Below are 16,206 nucleotides of genomic sequence, written 5' to 3' on the forward strand. Positions count from 1 at the left end.
CGATACATTTACCGTTACGAACCACAGAAACAGAACCACCGTTACCTAAGTGACATACGATAACGTTTGTTTGATCAACTGGTTTGCCCACACGCTCAGCCACTTCACGAGAGATGAATAAATGGCTTGTACCGTGTGCACCATAGCGACGAACGCCGTGTTCTTTATATAAAGAGTATGGAAGTGCATATAAGAATGCTTCTTCAGGCATAGTTTGGTGGAACGCTGTGTCGAATACAGCAACGTTTTTCTCTTTTAATTCAGGGAAAATGCGGAATGCTTCTTTGATACCGATTAAGTGAGCAGGGTTGTGAAGTGGTGCAAATTGGATTGCATCTTCAATACCTTTAACAACATCGTCATTGATTACTACAGATGAAGTGAATTTCTCTCCACCGTGAACGATACGGTGACCGATAGCACCAATGCTTGCTTTTAATTCTTCTGATAATAACTCATTTGCGATGAAAGAAAGTGCTTCGCTGTGTGCAGCGCCTGCACCTAATTCTGCGTTGCCTTTTTCACCGTGTAATTTCCATTTGATGCGTGCATCTTCTAAATGGAATGCTTCAGCTAAACCAGATAATTTTTCATCACCTGTTTTAGGATCTAAGATAGCGAATTTTAAAGATGAGCTACCACAGTTAAGGATAAGAATTAAATTTTTAGACATGTCAAATACCTTAGTTTCGTTAGGGTTTCGTTTTAAGAAAGATAGATAAGACACGCAAAGCGTGAAATATGAGGTATAGAATATCACGTTTCATAATCTGAATTAAAGCGTAAATGCAAAAAATTTGATTTAGATTAGCAAAATACAGTCAAAGAGTTATAAAAACAATTTTTGCAAAAACATCTGAAAAATTGACCGCACTTTGGAATGAGAAGGCTGTATGAAACTTAATTTCAGACGGACTTTTATGTTTAAATCGTCATTGACTTAAATACATTGGAATGTCAGCTGTAGCTTGTTAAGGTATTTGTCGGAACTAGGCTACGACTGCTGAAATTCCTTACGAAATGCCAACGGTGTTTTCTGCATTTCTTTCTTAAAAATTTGCCGAAATGCGTAGCCTCTTCAAAGCCGAGTTACCACGCGATTTCTTTGACGGACGCTTTCGTATAGGCTAACAATCGCTTGCTTCCCAGTAAAATCCTTTGATTAATGAACTGTTTTACCGTTAACCCCGCATATTGCCGGCAAGTTTGGTGCTGTGTGGAAAAATGCATTTCCAGCAACGCACAAAATTCCCGCCAACGCTGCTTGGAGAGGTTAGGCAGGGCTTTTTGCGGCGAATACACCGACGACAGCCAAGTTAAAAATACACCGAGTTGCTGCTGTACCAGCGTGGCTTTTGCGGATTGTGTCAAATCGTCCGCATAGCGTAAATCAGAGAGGGTATACATCATCTAGGTAAGCGGCACGTGTTGCGGCACCACTTTGCCTTGGGAAGCAGTTGTCTCAACTTGTCCGAAATGTCTGTGGTCAGTATTTGTGGAGCAAAGGAAATTACCCATCCGTCCCAGTCTGCTACACCTGCAAAATGGTGAATTTGCTTAGGGCGAATCAGTAGCCATTCACCTGTTTGCTGTACCGTCTCGGCAAAGTCCAAAATGTGCCGACATTTCCCTTGTCGCCCCCTGAAAGTGGAGAATAGCAAACGGTTTACAAAGTGACTATCCAATCAGAAAAATTGCAGGCATATAACCTCACTGGGATGAAGATCATACATACTTTATTAAAGGTGCTAAGATTGATAGTCAAGGTGTATGGGTGCATAATGATTGTTGGAATAAATTGCCGAAAAGTGCGATAGAAACAGGAAAAACTACGCCTGGTGGAAGAAAACTTTATACTTTTAAGGATGAGAAAGGTAATCAAGTTACAGCTTATCAAGGAAGTGATGGGCGTTATTATAACCCCAAAGTATATTCTCCAAACAATCCAATTAATGTGAACGTTAAAGCAGTTGACTATTGTCCAAATAGGAATGGAGCGTTGGCTACAAAAGGTGAGGTTTATTATACAACTCCAGAGGCAACAGAGGCAGCTAAGAAATTAGGATTTGAAAAAACGAATCAAACAATAAAAGGAGAAGCTATCTATAAAGATAATAAAGGAAGGTATATTACAGTAGATGTAGGTAATGGTCGGAATAAAGGCGGAGCCCATAATGGAGGAGTTTGGAAAATGGCTGATTCTATTAAAAATCTAGGAAAAAAAGAAACAAGAATGGGAACTTACGATGCTAATTTGAATAGAATAGGAGATTAGTATGAAATATACATTGCTTAAATCTAAAGTGGATAACTTTGTTTTATTACTAGATGAAGGATTTTTTGATGTGAATAATTATTCAGAGATAGAAAAAGAACTATTGGAAATTTCATTTTTGTACCGTGAAGAGGATAAAATAGAAAAAAAAATAGTAGAAATATTTTATTTTTTCTCTACATCTATAGCTTCTAGCTTCCAGTTTCATATAAATGAAAGTGATATTTTTGAAGTTGAAAATATAAGTACAGAAAAACTAAAACACTATAGTGATAGAGCTAGTATATTAATAGGCATACTTCTTGGAATGTATTCTTATTTGGATAAAAAATATTATTTTGAGTAGATATTGGAGAGATATTCCACAAAGTATGCTGTTTATAATTTGACCTTATTAGAAGCATTGAAAATACAAGTTTCTTCATTATGAGAATTTTTCACAGCATACAATGTGGAACACAGGAGGATACAAGTGATTAAAGGTATGTCACAGGAAGTATATATTGATCTAAGAGGGCAATCTTATAGTAATAAAGATCTTATTGATATACGAAATAAAATTATACTAAACAGCAATGGAATTCTTGATAAAAGAAATATTCATTTTATGGAGAATGAAAAATGATATATGCAGGTTTTTCTTCTTCATTATTAACTCATTATTTTTCATCTAATGATAGAATGGAGTTAGATTCTTTCTTTCGTTGTTTAATAAAATACTTATATATTAATTGTATCAATAATCATAAATTTATTTCAGATAGATTGTATAGGAAGTATATAGCAAAAGAAAATATAAAAGACCTCTGTTTGCTACTAGATTCTATAAAAATAGGGTTTATTGGTTATTTGAATTCAAATTCAAAATTTGAAACATACAGAGAATACTTTAGAGCTCTTAATAAAATTTCTTTAGATTCTTTAGAGCTTTTAGAATTAGGTGAAGACGATGTCAAAATACAGCATCCATTTGATGCTACCTTATTGTATAGAGGAAAAGAAACTTCCCGAGTCATTTCTTGATAATTTGCCAAATAATGCGAAACCTTTCTGGTTAAGAGAAATAAGTATGAAAGAGTATGTGAAAAAATACTCTACATAATGTGGAACACAGGGGTAATACAGCTTAGGGGCGTTAATCGATGCGAGTTTAGGCGGCGACAGCAACACGGTAAACCAATCGGCACAGATAGCGTGGAGAACGGAGAAATTTAATAGACAACTTCATCCAACCGAAAAACAACGAATTAAGGAGTTAGTGAAAGAAAAAGGGAAAGATCCGAATATTGGGAAGAACAACTGACATTAGTGACTTCTGCAATGAATGATGAAAAAGAAAATCAGTTGATTTCAGCTGGATTAGCGATGATTTTTAATAATGAACAATCCGCCCCTTCTATTTCAAAAGAAAAACTTGAATCGGAAATAAATAATTTGGCGATTGCTTATCAAGTTATGCAGATTTAGAAAGTAGAAGTAAAAACCTAGATAACATCAAAATATTAAATAAAGAGGTGAAGTAAATGTTTTTATCTCAAGTTAAAATTTTCACTTTGATTTTATTGATTTGCTCATTGAAGCACATAGGGTTATTGATTTATGGAGTAGTTAAATATGATATATTATATTGGGCTGAAGATGCTAATAGAGATATATTGATAATGTCAGTTATTCTTTATTTAGTAGTTCTAATTAGGAAATGGATTGGAAAGAAATTTTTAAAGGAATAATTCAAAATTTATAATGGTAGATAAAGGAGTTGATTATAATTATAGTCAACTCTTTTTCTGAGGTTTTTTGTTTTTTTTAGGCTTTAGAAAAAACATATAAATTTATAGAAGAGAAAGCGAACGCAGCCAAACGCAATCGGCGATTAGCTCAAATATCAATGTGCAAATTACCGACATGAAGCCCAAAAACAGAAAACAGGCAAAACGGCAGAAGAAACCTTGCAAAGCCTAAACCGAGATACACAAAATGCGAACCAAAAACTGGAGAAGCAGGATTTACAGGCTGTGCAGGAGCGTCAAGAAATGGCACAGGTGACGCAGGCGGGAATTAATCATCTTGTGGGTGATAAGCTCGAAGAGGCGGATAAAAAACGCCAAGAAGCGGACGCTATCGAGAAAGAAAATCCGGAAAAAGCCACCGCATAGGGCTCAAGCTTCTGATGGAAAATAAATCTTTATATATCAATTATTTATTGTGAGAGAGAATTTTCGTTATTTTATCACTATTACTTAGATTACTTTATTTCGCATAATGTAGATTATGTTAAATAGAATACAGGAATAATCAAAATAACTATACTCCATATGTTTCTATAACCTCTATAAAGAAAAACCTAGCGACATTTTTTGCAGCTAGGTTTTTGTTCTTCTAGTTTTTATTATTCGTGATGCTTATCTTTCGCACGTTCCAAAATATGTTGGATTTCCACCATCATCTCTTGGTCTTCATCTAACGCAATTTTACGCATTGCTTCGTTTTTGAAGCTCTCCAATTTAGGGTCATAAACTTCAGCCATCAATTTCACACGGTGACGGTCTTTATCGAAGTAATATTTACAGATCTCATCTGCTACTTCATATTCAATGCCTAGTTCTTCAAGTGCTTTGCGTCCCATACGAACGGATGAATCGAATAATTCACGCACTTGCACATCTGCTCCTGCTTTGTAAAGCTCAAACACGTGGCGACGGTCATACGCACGGGTTAAAATGCGAATATTGGGATTTAACGCACGCGCTGTTTCTACGATATGTAGAGCCTGTTTTTTGTCATCAACTGCGACAATCATTAAATCAGCGGTTTCAATACCCGCATTACGCAGTAATTCTGGACGCGTTGCGTTGCCATAATAGCTTTTCACGCCCATACTTTTCAAGCCTTCAACCAGTTTAGCATCCATATCAATTACTGTCGCGTGATAGCCCGACATCGTTAAAATATGGTTCACAATTTGACCATAACGACCAATACCCACCAAAATAATGGAACGCTGCTCATCAATATGATCATCCAGCTGATCGTTGCTTGCGGTTAAGCGAGGTGCAACGTATTTATTGTGAAGCAAAATGGTAACAGGCGCAAAAATCATTGAAAGCACTACAATAGCGGTTAAATTTGCTTGAATTTCTGCATTGATTACGCCTTTTGTCGTTGCTGCAGCAAATAATACGAAGGCAAACTCCCCGCCTTGTGCCATTACCACTGCTCTGTCCATCGCATTTGCATTTGAACTTCCCGCCAGTTTTGCGATACCGAAAATCACTAATGATTTTACAAACATCATCGCAACAACCGCAGATAGAATCAGCAACCAGTTATTGAATACCACGTTGAGATCTAGCGCCATCCCTACACCGAGGAAGAATAACCCAAGCAATAAGCCTCTGAACGGTTCGATGTCCGCTTCTAATTGGTGACGGAAGCTCGATTCTGAAAGCAACACACCTGCAACAAACGCCCCCATTGCGGTCGATAAACCACCCTCTTCCATCAACCACGCTGAGCCAAGTACCACAAATAACGCCACAGCAGTCATCAATTCACGGATTTTGGTTTTCGCTAAAATGCGGAATAACGGGTTTAAGAGCCAAATGCCTGCCACTACTAACGCGGTAACTGATAAGCCTGCAATCCCGATTTTCTGCCAAATTGGTTGTGTATCAACTACTGTCGTTGCATCGGCTGGCGCGAGGAATGATACGACTGCAAGCAATGGCACGATGATTAAATCTTCAAAAAGCAAAATCGAAATCATTTTTTGACCACGATAGCTTGCCATATCGCCACGTTCGCTTAACACTTGCATTACGATTGCCGTTGAGGTTAAAACAAAACCCGCTCCCGCAATAAACGCCACTTGCCAAGGGAAACCAAATGCCATCGCCACGAAGGTTAATAAAATCGCACTTACGACAACCTGTGCACTACCCAAGCCGAAAATCTGACGGCGTAAACCCCACAAATGTGAAGGCTTCATTTCCAAGCCAATAATAAAGAGGAACATCACCACACCGAGTTCAGCGATATGAATGATAGATTGCGGGTCAGAAAAAAGTCCAAATCCAAATGGACCAATTGCCAAACCTGCGGCTAAATAGCCTAAAACCGAGCCTAAACCAATTCTCTTGAAAATCGGTACTGCAACAATTGCCGCCCCTAATAAAGTCACGACACTTAATAATTGACTTGCCCCTTCAGCCGCCATAACACTCCTTAAAAAATAAAAACGAAAAGATGCCTTCATTATCGGCTAAAATCGCTTAAATTTCTAGCTAAAATCTTGACATTTACCGAACTTTTACCGTTTTCTTTAATCGCCTTAAGAAATTTACTAAATAGTGATAAAATAATGAAACTTCCCTCTAATGATATTAGGAAAATAACGATGACTACCCCATTTATTGATTTGCAAATTGCCAGCGAAAACCAAGAAGGTTTACCAACGGTTGAGCAGTTTACCCACTGGGTGCAAACTGCCCTTGCTTTCGAAGCTCAAACTGACGATTTCCCCGAAACGGAAATGACTATCCGCATCGTAGATGAAGAAGAAAGCCACCATTTGAACCTCACTTATCGTGGTAAAGATAAACCAACCAACGTGCTCTCTTTTCCATTTGAAGTGCCTGATGAAGTGGAGCTTGCCTTATTAGGCGATTTAGTGATCTGTCGCCAAGTGGTTGAGCGTGAAGCCGAAGAACAACAAATCAGCCTTGAGTCACATTGGGCTCACTTAGCAATACATGGTACGTTACATTTGCTTGGCTATGATCACATCGTAGATAAAGAAGCTGAAGAAATGGAAGGATTAGAAACAGAGATTATGCAAAAACTTGGTTTTGACGATCCTTATCTTTCTGAAAAAATGATTGAAGAATGATTAGCAAGTACAATGCGTAAACTAATTATTCTTACTCAAATCCCTTCTTGGCTATACGATAATTTTAGGGAAAGCGTTACAACGCATCGAAATAATGTTATTCAAGAAGGGATTTTCTTACCTTATTTTCAACATACGCAAACAGAATATCAATTCATTACTTTTTCTAATGCCAAAACCTTACTCGGTTCAGAACACCCTTTCGCTTTTTATTTTACAGGCACAGACTCTCTTTATTTCAATCTGGATGCTTTTGCCATTTTAGCAGGTACTATTGAACAACAAGGCTGTTTATATTTAATTTGCCCAAATTGGAATAAAATCGAAACCGTCACTGATTATAATACGTTACGTTGGAACGAAAATCGCTCTATCCCCTGCCCTGCTTTTTTCCAACATTTTAAAACATTAGTAGAACATTTCGATTTTTCTGTTAAAAATACATTAACACAAGATGACTTACCAAGCGGTCAAAATAGAACAACATTTTGCAAACTAGCAGATGCAAATTTAACAGAAGAACAGCAACACATTTTTCAAAATCTACCGCTTGCAAGTGAAAGTATCCATCTGATTACCGCACCACGTGGACGAGGGAAATCAACTCTTTCAGGAAAATTAGCCGAGCAAATTGCCCGAGGACACAATGTTGTGATTACCGCTCGAAGTCGCTCAGCATTAACCAATTTCTGGAAAATTTCAGACGAGGCACAAGTGACATTTTTCGCTCCTGATGCGTTATTGCAGAAAGTGGAAGAAAAATCGATTTCGCCTCATCAATGGCTTTTTATTGATGAAGCCGCAAGTTTGCCTTTGCCATTTTTGCATCAATTTTGTCACTATTTCGACAAGGTTGTTTTAACGACAACAACGCATAATTACGAAGGCACGGGCAGAGGTTTTTCGCTGAAATTCTTACTTCAACTTCACCGCCAAGCGAAACATTGGCAATTAACCCAACCGCTTCGCTGGAAAACAAATGATCCGCTTGAAGCCTTTGTAAATATGCTTTTGCTGCTAGATGAAGATCTTTCATCTACCTTACAGAAAGCAAGATCCCACGATCTCCACTACTCCTCAGCGCTTATGCGTTTGGATGAGAAAAAGGCCTTTTACACCTTGCTTGCACAAGCACATTATAAAACGACACCAACAGATCTTCGCCGCCTGTTTGATGGTGGCAATCAGCAATTTTTCCGCGTATTACATCATCACACCCTGCTTGGTGGCATTTGGGCGATAAATGAAGGCGGTTTAGCGCCTGAACTTGCCCAAGCAATTTGGCGAGGAGAACGCCGTCCACAAGGGAGCCTAGTCGCGCAATATCTTTGCTTTCAAGCTAATTTACCTGAGGCTTGCGAACTTCATTCAGTGCGAATTTCGCGAATTGCTATCGCGCCTCAATTACAAAATCAAGGTATTGGCAAGCGGTTAATTTCTGAGTTTATTTTGCAAATCCGCCAACAAAAACACCCGCTTGTCGATTTTGTGTCAGTAAGCTTTGGGATGGCTGAAAATCTGTTGCATTTTTGGCAACAGGCAGGCTTTGAGTTGGTTCAAATAACACCGAATAAAGAAGCCAGCAGCGGTTACCCAAGCGCGATGATGCTCTACCCTTTAACGGAACAAGGTAAAGCCTTTTGTGAAAAAGCGGCACAACGTTTCCAATCCGATCAAGCGGTGATTTTAAGAAAGGAAAATGCAGATGTAACTTTTAGCGAGGAAGATCTTCAAAACTTAAACGGATTCGCAAATCATCAGCGAACATTAATCGCTTGTTATGCCAGCCTCAAGCGGTTGTATTTGTCTGATACTTTGCAATTTGCCGAGCTTGCTGAGATTTTTGAACAACCAATCGGCTATAAATATAGCAAGTTGCAAATAGCGAAATGGAAAGAAACGGTTCAGCACAAATTATTCAATGCAAACACTTGCAAAACGCCCTATTTAGTTTTATAAATCTATTATTCTATTTTTTAATCAAACACAACCTTGAGAGGTCAAAATGTCAATGTTTAATCATATCCAAGCAGCGCCCGCTGACCCAATTTTAGGCTTAGGCGAAGCATTCAAAGCAGAAACCAGAGAAGGTAAAATCAACTTAGGGATCGGCGTTTATATGAATGCGGAAGGCAAAACAACGATCGTTAAAGCGGTAAAAGAAGCCGAACGCCAATTATTAGCCAATGAAACAACCAAAAACTACTTAACCATTGACGGCGTGCAAGCCCACAACGCTTATACGCAAAAATTACTTTTCGGTGAAAATGCTGAAGTAATTACCTCGGGTCGTGCAAAAACGGCACAAAGTTTAGGGGGCACAGGTGCATTACGCATTGCTGCTGAATTTATCAAACGCCATACTTCTGCCAAAAACGTTTGGATTTCTAACCCAACTTGGCCAAACCACAATGCAATTGTAAACGCCGTGGGTTTAACCATAAAACATTACCGTTATTACAATGAAGCCACTAAACGCCTAGATTGGGATAATTTAATCGCAGATTTAAGCCAAGCAGAAGCAGGCGATGTCGTGTTATTCCACGGTTGCTGTCACAACCCAACAGGAATCGATCCAACACCCGCACAATGGGACGAATTAGCTAAAATGTCAGCTGAAAAAGGTTGGTTACCTCTATTCGACTTCGCGTATCAAGGCTTCGCAAATGGTTTAGAGGAAGACACCTACGGATTGCGTGCTTTCGTGAAAAATCACCGCGAATTATTAGTCGCAAGTTCTTATTCGAAAAACTTTGGTTTATACAACGAACGTGTAGGTGCTTTCACACTGATTGCAGACAATGCCGAAGTGGCAAATAAAGCCTTCACGCAAATTAAAGCAATTATCCGTACCCTCTACTCTAACCCAGCCTCACACGGAGCAAGTGCAGTTGCAACCGTATTAAGTAATCCAGAATTAAAAGCCTCTTGGGAAGCAGAATTAACCGAAATGCGTAACCGCATCAAATCAATGCGTAGCCGTTTGGTGGAATTATTAAAAGAGAAAGGCGCAACTCAAGACTTCTCATTTATCAACGAGCAAAACGGAATGTTCTCTTTCAGCGGTTTAACACCAGAGCAAGTCGATAAACTCCGCGAAGATTTCGCCATTTACGCCGTTCGTTCAGGACGTATTAACGTAGCAGGTATCGTTGATAGCAACATCGAAAAATTAGCAGAAGCGATTGTAAAGGTGTTGTAAGGTAAGTTTTAAAGGAATATGAAAAAGCCAGCAACCGCTGGCTTCTCTCTAGCATTTAATATTTCCGTTCAATCTCTTCAGGATTAAACATCCTCCGCTTTTCTACTCCTTGCAATAACTGGTAATAGTAATCGTAAGTTACTACATTTTGCACATAACCTCGAGTTTCCAAAAACGGAATAGAGGCGATAAATTCATCCATTGCCAATCGTCCGCCAGCACGATCTAACCAACGGGTTACGCGATTCTGCCCTGCGTTATAGGCAGAGGCAATTAGAATACGGTTTTGTGGGTATTTCTCATTTAATTCCGCCAAATGCGCGGTGCCGAGCATAATATTTCGAAAAGGCTCGATTAAATCACGCTCGCCCGTGTAAATTAATTCATTCACTTTCGCTGTATTACTTGCTGTACTTGGTAACATCTGCATTAAACCGATCGCATTGGCGTGTGAGCGTGCTTGTGGGTTCCACGCACTTTCTTGGCGAGAAATTGCCATTGCAAAAGTTTGCGTTATCGGTTTTCCTTGCAAATTCATCGCAAACCAATCGGTATAAGCATTCGGCAAGCGAAGCGGAATGTAATCCCACGCTTTGGCTTGAATTGTCCCCTCTACCGCCAAATCATACCAATTCTGCTCAAGGGCAAATTGGCTAATTGCAAGTTTTTCCTCAAAACCAACCACTTGTAATAGCTCAATCCAAGCGGTTTTTGCTTGTGCCATACGGTTTAATTCGCGCAGTTCGGCAATGCGTTCAAGCGGTTGTTTCCATTGTAATTTTTGCAAATCTGTCAGTAGTGTAACCGTTGGCATTTCAACTTGGTAGGCTTGTCCTAATTGCTCAGCGGCTAACATTGGATAGAAGCCTCGCTCTTTAGCTAATGCAGCCAACACCTTTTGTTGTGCTTCTTTTGGTAAGGTCTTTGCCTGCCAATAACGCCATTCCGCCTTATTTTTCCCTTCATCGCTAAGTAATGCTAGCCAAGGTTTGAGATCGCTTTGTTGCCAAATTGCCATTCGTAAACGACGCTCAGTGAGATTATCCGCCTTAAGTTCCTTCAATTGTGTATCTCGCCACAGTTGGAAACTCGGATCTGAATGGTCAAACAGACGGCTAATAAAACCGACTTTCCAATCCCGAATTTCATCTGCTGACAGTTGCCATTTATCCGCCCATTGCTGATAAAGTGCAAAACTTGGGTTTGGCATTTGCTCACTTAAAGTGTTTATCCATTTGGGGAAAACGGCTAGCACAATTCGTTTGTTTTCAGCGGTAAGCGGTTGATTTTCAATAAAATTCTGCAAGCTGTTTGGATTGTTCTGTAATGCTTGAACCGCAGTTAACCAAGTTTGCAATTCAGGATCTTGAGTTTGAGTGAGCAAATTGGCTAAACCTTGTTTTGCTTCTAAATGGAAAAAATTGACCGCTTTCTGTCTGATTTTCTCAGGCGTTCGTAAGCCTTGATCTCGCCAATAAGCCTCAATTCCTGCACATTCTAATGGCAATTGTCCGTTTGTCTTCCAATAATTCGGCTCTACATTGCTTGGTGTCATCCAAAAATCATTATTTTCAGGGTTATTGCCTTGCCAAAATTGATCAAATTTCGTCAGTAATTTATTCATCTCCTCTGAACTTGGCTCTGCGGTTTGATTAGCTTGAGCTGCTTCAGGATTGACTTGTAACTGCTCGGCTAACAATTGAAATTGAGCAGAAAATAGACGACATTGATTAAGTACGCTTGTTGCACTTACCGTTCGTCCATAAGCCAACAATTCTGCCCATTTTTGTTGTTGATAAAGCGTTTCAAACGGGCGTTGTGCAAGCTGATTGCGTTTCGCGATGTTCGGATATTGTGCAATAAACTGCTGCAATTCCTCATCAGTCAGTATATTTGCCTTAATTTTGGCTCTTATCAATGCCCATTGAGCATCTTCATATAATGGATATCCAACTAAAGTCATCTGAAGTTGCTGAACCAATGCCAAAATATTTGGCGATAAATTCTTTTGTTGTTCACTGGCTTTAAGTAATCCTTCAAGTTGTAGAAAATTATTACGTTGCATCAGTCTTGTTCGTTGCTCGGATTGTTGAGCCTGCTTCCAACCTTTTTCCCAATCCGCAATATTGATGGTCGCGATATTTTGTATTTCAGTTGAAGAGTGAGGTTTGGGATTATTTGCCCAAACCAAGGGGGTTGCCAAGCAAAGGGCAAGATAGCTTTTTTTCCACATTTTATCTCTTTCCTTAAAAATAATTTCTTTTCTTTGAATACAAAAAACGCTTGAAGTTGCAAGCCTCAAGCGTTTTCTTTGGTAGAACAGATTACTCGTCAATAACCACTTTACCAATATAATCTAAATTGCGGTAATGCTGTGCGTAATCGATGCCAAAGCCCACCACGAATTCATCAGGAATAGTGAATCCAACCCATTCTACAGGCACTTCTACTTCTCGGCGAGATGGTTTGTCTAAAAGAGTACAAATAGCAATTGAACGTGGCTCACGAAGTTTTAAAATTTCACGCACTTTATTAAGCGTAAAGCCTGTATCAATAATATCTTCCACGATTAATACATCTTTACCTTGAATTTCGCTGTCTAAGTCTTTTAGGATTTTGACATCACGACTTGATTCTGTGCTTAATCCATAGCTAGAAGCGGTTAAAAAATCTACTTCAACAGGTAAGTCGAGATAACGAACTAAATCTGCCATAAACATAAAAGAACCGCGCAATAAACCGACAACCACCAAGTTTTGGCAATGCTCAAACTGTTGATAATGACGGTTAATTTCTTGTGCCAACTCTTTTACGCGAGATTGAATATCTTCACGAGAGATTAGCGTTTCAATGTGATGTTTTTTCATAAAATGCTCTCTTTAAAAATTTTTGCTACTCTAGCAAAATTCAATTCATTTTACTAGCTGTTTGCAAACGTTTGCAATTTTATTTAGGCTGCAGACATTATCTCTTCAATATCCTCAATCTCTTTCGGGCAACTGCTGGTCAGGTTTTTATTTCCGTACTCGGTCATCAATAAATTATCCTCAATGCGAATACCAATGCCCTTATATTGCTCTGGCACATCTGCATCACTGGCGATATATAAACCAGGTTCAACAGTAATTACCATACCGATTTCTAATGGGCGACTGCGTTCGTTACTGTAATCGCCAACATCGTGTACATCTAAACCAAGCCAATGGCCTAAACCGTGCATATAAAATTGGCGGCACGCTTTTTGTTCAATCAATGTTTTTACATCACCTTTTAGAATACCGAGTTCTACCAAACCTTCAGTAAAGATTTCCATCACACGATCATTTACGATTTTGATGGAATTATTCGGCACTAACAGCTTAATCGCCTCTTTTTGGGCTTTTAGAACTAATTCATAAATCGCTTTTTGCGACTCGCTGAATTTACCGTTTACAGGGAATGTGCGGGTAATATCACCTGCGTAATAAGCAAACTCTGCCCCTGCATCAATCAACAACAAATCCCCATCTTTCATTACCGCACTATTCTCATCATAGTGAAGCACACACGCATTTTCACCGCTTGCAACAATCGAATTATAAGAAGGAAAACGTGCTCCAAAGCGGTTAAATTCGTGCTGAATTTCGCCCTCAATTTCCATTTCATAGCGATTTGGACGCGTCTGTTTCATTGCACGAATATGAGCTAATGCTGAAATATGACAAGCCTGTTGAATAAGTGCAATTTCCGCGGTTGACTTAATTAAACGCATCTCTGAAAGCATTGGTCGCCAGTCAATCACTTCTTTAAACTGAGCAGAAACAACCTTATCGCCCCATGCTTGATACCCTTGGGCATAGTAGCAAGCGGTCAAATTTTGTATTTTTTCTGCAAAAGTTTTGTCAAGATGTTCAATTTCAAATGCAGCATCAACTTTTAAGATTTCTGGTGCAGCTTCCACACCTAAGCGACGACCAGTCCAAATCTCTTTTTCGCGATCTTTTTTGCGTAAGAAAATGGTACTTTCATATTCTCCATTTCGCTTAATTAACAACAACGCTGACTCTGGCTCCGCAAAGCCTGTGAGATACCAGAAATAGCTATCTGGACGGAAGTGGTAATTGCAGTCGTTATTACGGCGTTTTTCGGTTTCTGTAAAAATAATAAAGGCGGAATTGTCTTGCATTTGAGCAAAAACTTTTTTGCGGCGGATAATGAATTCTTCTCGTGGAAGTTCAGCAAGATAGGCGAGATCCATAGTTCCTCTCTTAGCCCTATTAGGCTTTTAACTGTTCAATTTCTTTAATAAATTCGTCAATATCTTCAAAACTGAGATAGACAGAAGCAAAGCGGATATAAGCCACTTTATCCAACTCTTTTAATGCATTCATTGCTAACGTGCCTACCAATTTACTTGGCACTTCACGTTCGCCAGTGGCTCGCAGTTGCATAATTATCTGATTAATAGCACGCTCTTGGTCATCAGTACTCACTGGACGCTTTTCCAATGCTTTGACTAAACTAATACGTAATTTATTGACATCAAAAGGTTCGCGGTTACCATTATTTTTTACAATATAAGGAATAAAAAACTCAGCTGACTCGAAAGTGGTAAAGCGCTCTTTACAACTTGTACATTTACGACGACGGCGAATTTGATAACCATCTTCCGCTAAGCGCGAATCAATCACTTTAGTCTCTTCTTTACTACAAAATGGACAACGCATAATTCTCTCTCATGTTCTAAATTGTGTTTTTATTTAGTATAAAAAACATTCAAATAAATAAAAAAAGCCCCTTGAAAGGGGCTACTCGGAAAGCAAATTTATGAAATAGGTTGTTGAACACAACTCTAGTTTTTGTTGCTTGCAAAGATACTCGAAAATTTTTGCTTTTTCAAACGCATTTTACAAAAACAGAAAACCAATGTTTAAATTTGTGATCGAGTTCAAATTTTTATTTTTAACTCGATCATTTTTTAATCAAATTAAACTCTATAAACGGCGTGCTTGCCAATAAGCTTTTGTCCAAAATGGCGTATTCATACTGGAATAAATAACCCCACCTTTAGTTGAAGCGTGTAAGAATTGCCCGTTTTTCACATAAACTCCAACGTGCTTACCATTTGGTCCTCGCCCCGTATTGAAGAAAACCAAATCGCCCGTTCTGATTTCGTGTTTCTCGATTTTTCTGCCCACCTTAGCTTGATCAACCGTCATTCTTGGCAAATCAATGCCAAACAAGTCTCTAAACGTGATTTGCATAAAACCAGAACAATCAACCCCGCTACGAGAATTTCCACCTAGCTTATAACGCGTGCCTTTCCAAGCTTGTTGATGCTCGCTTAAATTCTCCATGACCATAATGGGATCGCCTAAGCTGGTTTTATGTGTGCGATAAATTTTGTTTGCTTGCGATTGAGATGATGGACCTGAAGAACAAGCAGTCAAAATGGCTGCTAAACTTAGCATCATCGCTTTCGATAAATGTTTTTTTAAAAATGCTTTCATAGCTCCACCCAATGAAATGCCCAAAAACATTTGAGCACCTTTTAGTTTTGGCTCTCTACTTACTCTTTTGTGCTGAACTTACACGATCACGCATTTTTTGTCCTGCTTTGAAAACTACCACACGACGAGCAGAAATCGTAACACTTTCACCCGTTTTCGGATTGCGACCTGGACGTGCTTTTTTCTCACGTAAGGTAAAATTACCAAAACCAGATAGTTTTACCTCTTCACCTGAGGCTAATGTTTTTCTAATTTCGTCAAAAAATTGATCAATAAACAATTTTGCGGCTTGTTTATCAAATCCTTTTGCCATCAATGCTTCCGCAAGTTCAACTTTAGTGAGAGCCATAGA

The 16,206-nt window shown here is 38.9% G+C and carries 17 protein-coding genes; 8 read left to right on the forward strand and 9 right to left on the reverse strand.

The genetic code is table 11. From position 1 onward, the window contains the following. On the reverse strand, nucleotides 1-673 hold a 673-nt coding region (locus QMF79_RS02785), incomplete at its 3' end, for an acetate/propionate family kinase (protein ID WP_281772677.1). A 416-nt stretch (nucleotides 674-1,089) separates the two neighbouring features. Further along, a complete protein-coding gene (locus QMF79_RS02790) occupies nucleotides 1,090-1,410 on the reverse strand; it encodes a hypothetical protein (RefSeq protein WP_281772678.1) in 321 nt (106 codons plus the stop codon). 364 nt (nucleotides 1,411-1,774) lie between these two features. Here QMF79_RS02790 and QMF79_RS10405 point away from each other — a divergent pair, with 364 nt between their 5' ends. The 5 genes from QMF79_RS10405 to QMF79_RS02815 all read left to right on the forward strand — a co-directional run bounded on the left by QMF79_RS10405 (nucleotide 1,775) and on the right by QMF79_RS02815 (nucleotide 4,431). Next, a complete protein-coding gene (locus QMF79_RS10405; RefSeq protein ID WP_281772679.1) occupies nucleotides 1,775-2,275 on the forward strand; it encodes a toxin C-terminal domain-containing protein in 501 nt (166 codons plus the stop codon). Nucleotide 2,276: 1 nt separating this feature from the next. Beyond that, on the forward strand, nucleotides 2,277-2,621 hold the full coding sequence (locus QMF79_RS02800; protein WP_281772680.1) for a hypothetical protein: 345 nt from the start codon (nucleotides 2,277-2,279) through the stop codon (nucleotides 2,619-2,621). A gap of 275 nt (nucleotides 2,622-2,896) precedes the next feature. Beyond that, complete coding sequence (locus QMF79_RS02805; RefSeq protein ID WP_281772681.1) at nucleotides 2,897-3,298, forward strand: hypothetical protein; 402 nt, start codon at nucleotides 2,897-2,899, stop codon at nucleotides 3,296-3,298. 297 nt (nucleotides 3,299-3,595) lie between these two features. After that, nucleotides 3,596-3,742, forward strand: coding sequence for a hypothetical protein (locus QMF79_RS02810; RefSeq protein WP_281772682.1), 147 nt, complete (start codon nucleotides 3,596-3,598; stop codon nucleotides 3,740-3,742). Between the two features lie 482 nt (nucleotides 3,743-4,224). Then, nucleotides 4,225-4,431: a hypothetical protein gene (locus QMF79_RS02815; RefSeq protein ID WP_281772683.1), complete on the forward strand. Its 207-nt coding sequence runs from the start codon at nucleotides 4,225-4,227 to the stop codon at nucleotides 4,429-4,431. 233 nt (nucleotides 4,432-4,664) lie between these two features. Here QMF79_RS02815 and QMF79_RS02820 read toward each other — a convergent pair whose 3' ends face one another. Beyond that, nucleotides 4,665-6,491, reverse strand: coding sequence for a monovalent cation:proton antiporter-2 (CPA2) family protein (locus QMF79_RS02820; protein ID WP_281772684.1), 1,827 nt, complete (start codon nucleotides 6,489-6,491; stop codon nucleotides 4,665-4,667). Nucleotides 6,492-6,671: 180 nt separating this feature from the next. Between QMF79_RS02820 and ybeY the strand changes: the two genes are divergently transcribed. Genes ybeY through QMF79_RS02835 form a run of 3 tightly spaced genes read left to right on the forward strand, consistent with a single transcriptional unit; the run spans nucleotide 6,672 to nucleotide 10,365 of the window. Continuing rightward, a complete protein-coding gene (ybeY, locus tag QMF79_RS02825; RefSeq protein ID WP_281772685.1) occupies nucleotides 6,672-7,163 on the forward strand; it encodes an rRNA maturation RNase YbeY in 492 nt (163 codons plus the stop codon). 12 nt (nucleotides 7,164-7,175) lie between these two features. Beyond that, complete coding sequence (locus QMF79_RS02830; protein WP_281772686.1) at nucleotides 7,176-9,122, forward strand: GNAT family N-acetyltransferase; 1,947 nt, start codon at nucleotides 7,176-7,178, stop codon at nucleotides 9,120-9,122. A 46-nt stretch (nucleotides 9,123-9,168) separates the two neighbouring features. Next, a complete protein-coding gene (locus QMF79_RS02835; protein ID WP_281772687.1) occupies nucleotides 9,169-10,365 on the forward strand; it encodes an amino acid aminotransferase in 1,197 nt (398 codons plus the stop codon). 55 nt (nucleotides 10,366-10,420) lie between these two features. On the opposite strand, the gene QMF79_RS02840 is transcribed toward QMF79_RS02835, so the two are convergent. From QMF79_RS02840 to QMF79_RS02865, 6 genes are all read right to left on the reverse strand, one after another. Then, nucleotides 10,421-12,598 carry a transglycosylase SLT domain-containing protein gene (locus QMF79_RS02840; protein ID WP_281772688.1) on the reverse strand — a complete coding sequence of 726 codons (2,178 nt, stop codon included), beginning with the start codon at nucleotides 12,596-12,598 and terminating at the stop codon, nucleotides 10,421-10,423. Between the two features lie 91 nt (nucleotides 12,599-12,689). Continuing rightward, nucleotides 12,690-13,232 (reverse strand): hypoxanthine phosphoribosyltransferase, encoded by a 543-nt coding sequence (gene hpt, locus QMF79_RS02845; protein ID WP_005705584.1) that lies wholly within the window; start codon nucleotides 13,230-13,232, stop codon nucleotides 12,690-12,692. A gap of 83 nt (nucleotides 13,233-13,315) precedes the next feature. Continuing rightward, nucleotides 13,316-14,602 (reverse strand): Xaa-Pro aminopeptidase, encoded by a 1,287-nt coding sequence (pepP, locus tag QMF79_RS02850; RefSeq protein WP_281772689.1) that lies wholly within the window; start codon nucleotides 14,600-14,602, stop codon nucleotides 13,316-13,318. A gap of 19 nt (nucleotides 14,603-14,621) precedes the next feature. Further along, nucleotides 14,622-15,071 (reverse strand): transcriptional regulator NrdR, encoded by a 450-nt coding sequence (nrdR, locus tag QMF79_RS02855; RefSeq protein ID WP_005705531.1) that lies wholly within the window; start codon nucleotides 15,069-15,071, stop codon nucleotides 14,622-14,624. Nucleotides 15,072-15,338: 267 nt separating this feature from the next. Beyond that, the gene (locus tag QMF79_RS02860) at nucleotides 15,339-15,854 is read right to left on the reverse strand and encodes an NlpC/P60 family protein (RefSeq protein WP_281772690.1); all 516 of its coding nucleotides are present in this window, start codon (nucleotides 15,852-15,854) and stop codon (nucleotides 15,339-15,341) included. Nucleotides 15,855-15,909: 55 nt separating this feature from the next. Next, nucleotides 15,910-16,203 carry an integration host factor subunit alpha gene (locus tag QMF79_RS02865; protein ID WP_281772691.1) on the reverse strand — a complete coding sequence of 98 codons (294 nt, stop codon included), beginning with the start codon at nucleotides 16,201-16,203 and terminating at the stop codon, nucleotides 15,910-15,912. Nucleotides 16,204-16,206 lie beyond the last annotated feature (3 nt).

Source organism: Pseudohaemophilus parahaemolyticus, from assembly GCF_938021905.1.
Taxonomy (GTDB): domain Bacteria; phylum Pseudomonadota; class Gammaproteobacteria; order Enterobacterales; family Pasteurellaceae; genus Haemophilus_A; species Haemophilus_A parahaemolyticus_B.

Coding starts and splice junctions, on each gene's coding strand:
- QMF79_RS02860 (WP_281772690.1), bottom strand. CDS start 15,854: ATGAAAGCATTTTTAAAAAAACATTTATCGAAAGCGATGATGCTAAGT.
- QMF79_RS02830 (WP_281772686.1), top strand. CDS start 7,176: ATGCGTAAACTAATTATTCTTACTCAAATCCCTTCTTGGCTATACGAT.
- QMF79_RS02805 (WP_281772681.1), top strand. CDS start 2,897: ATGATATATGCAGGTTTTTCTTCTTCATTATTAACTCATTATTTTTCA.
- hpt (WP_005705584.1), bottom strand. CDS start 13,232: ATGAAAAAACATCACATTGAAACGCTAATCTCTCGTGAAGATATTCAA.
- QMF79_RS02835 (WP_281772687.1), top strand. CDS start 9,169: ATGTCAATGTTTAATCATATCCAAGCAGCGCCCGCTGACCCAATTTTA.
- QMF79_RS02840 (WP_281772688.1), bottom strand. CDS start 12,598: ATGTGGAAAAAAAGCTATCTTGCCCTTTGCTTGGCAACCCCCTTGGTT.
- nrdR (WP_005705531.1), bottom strand. CDS start 15,071: ATGCGTTGTCCATTTTGTAGTAAAGAAGAGACTAAAGTGATTGATTCG.
- QMF79_RS02800 (WP_281772680.1), top strand. CDS start 2,277: ATGAAATATACATTGCTTAAATCTAAAGTGGATAACTTTGTTTTATTA.
- QMF79_RS02865 (WP_281772691.1), bottom strand. CDS start 16,203: ATGGCTCTCACTAAAGTTGAACTTGCGGAAGCATTGATGGCAAAAGGA.
- pepP (WP_281772689.1), bottom strand. CDS start 14,602: ATGGATCTCGCCTATCTTGCTGAACTTCCACGAGAAGAATTCATTATC.
- QMF79_RS02790 (WP_281772678.1), bottom strand. CDS start 1,410: ATGATGTATACCCTCTCTGATTTACGCTATGCGGACGATTTGACACAA.
- ybeY (WP_281772685.1), top strand. CDS start 6,672: ATGACTACCCCATTTATTGATTTGCAAATTGCCAGCGAAAACCAAGAA.
- QMF79_RS02820 (WP_281772684.1), bottom strand. CDS start 6,491: ATGGCGGCTGAAGGGGCAAGTCAATTATTAAGTGTCGTGACTTTATTA.
- QMF79_RS02810 (WP_281772682.1), top strand. CDS start 3,596: ATGAATGATGAAAAAGAAAATCAGTTGATTTCAGCTGGATTAGCGATG.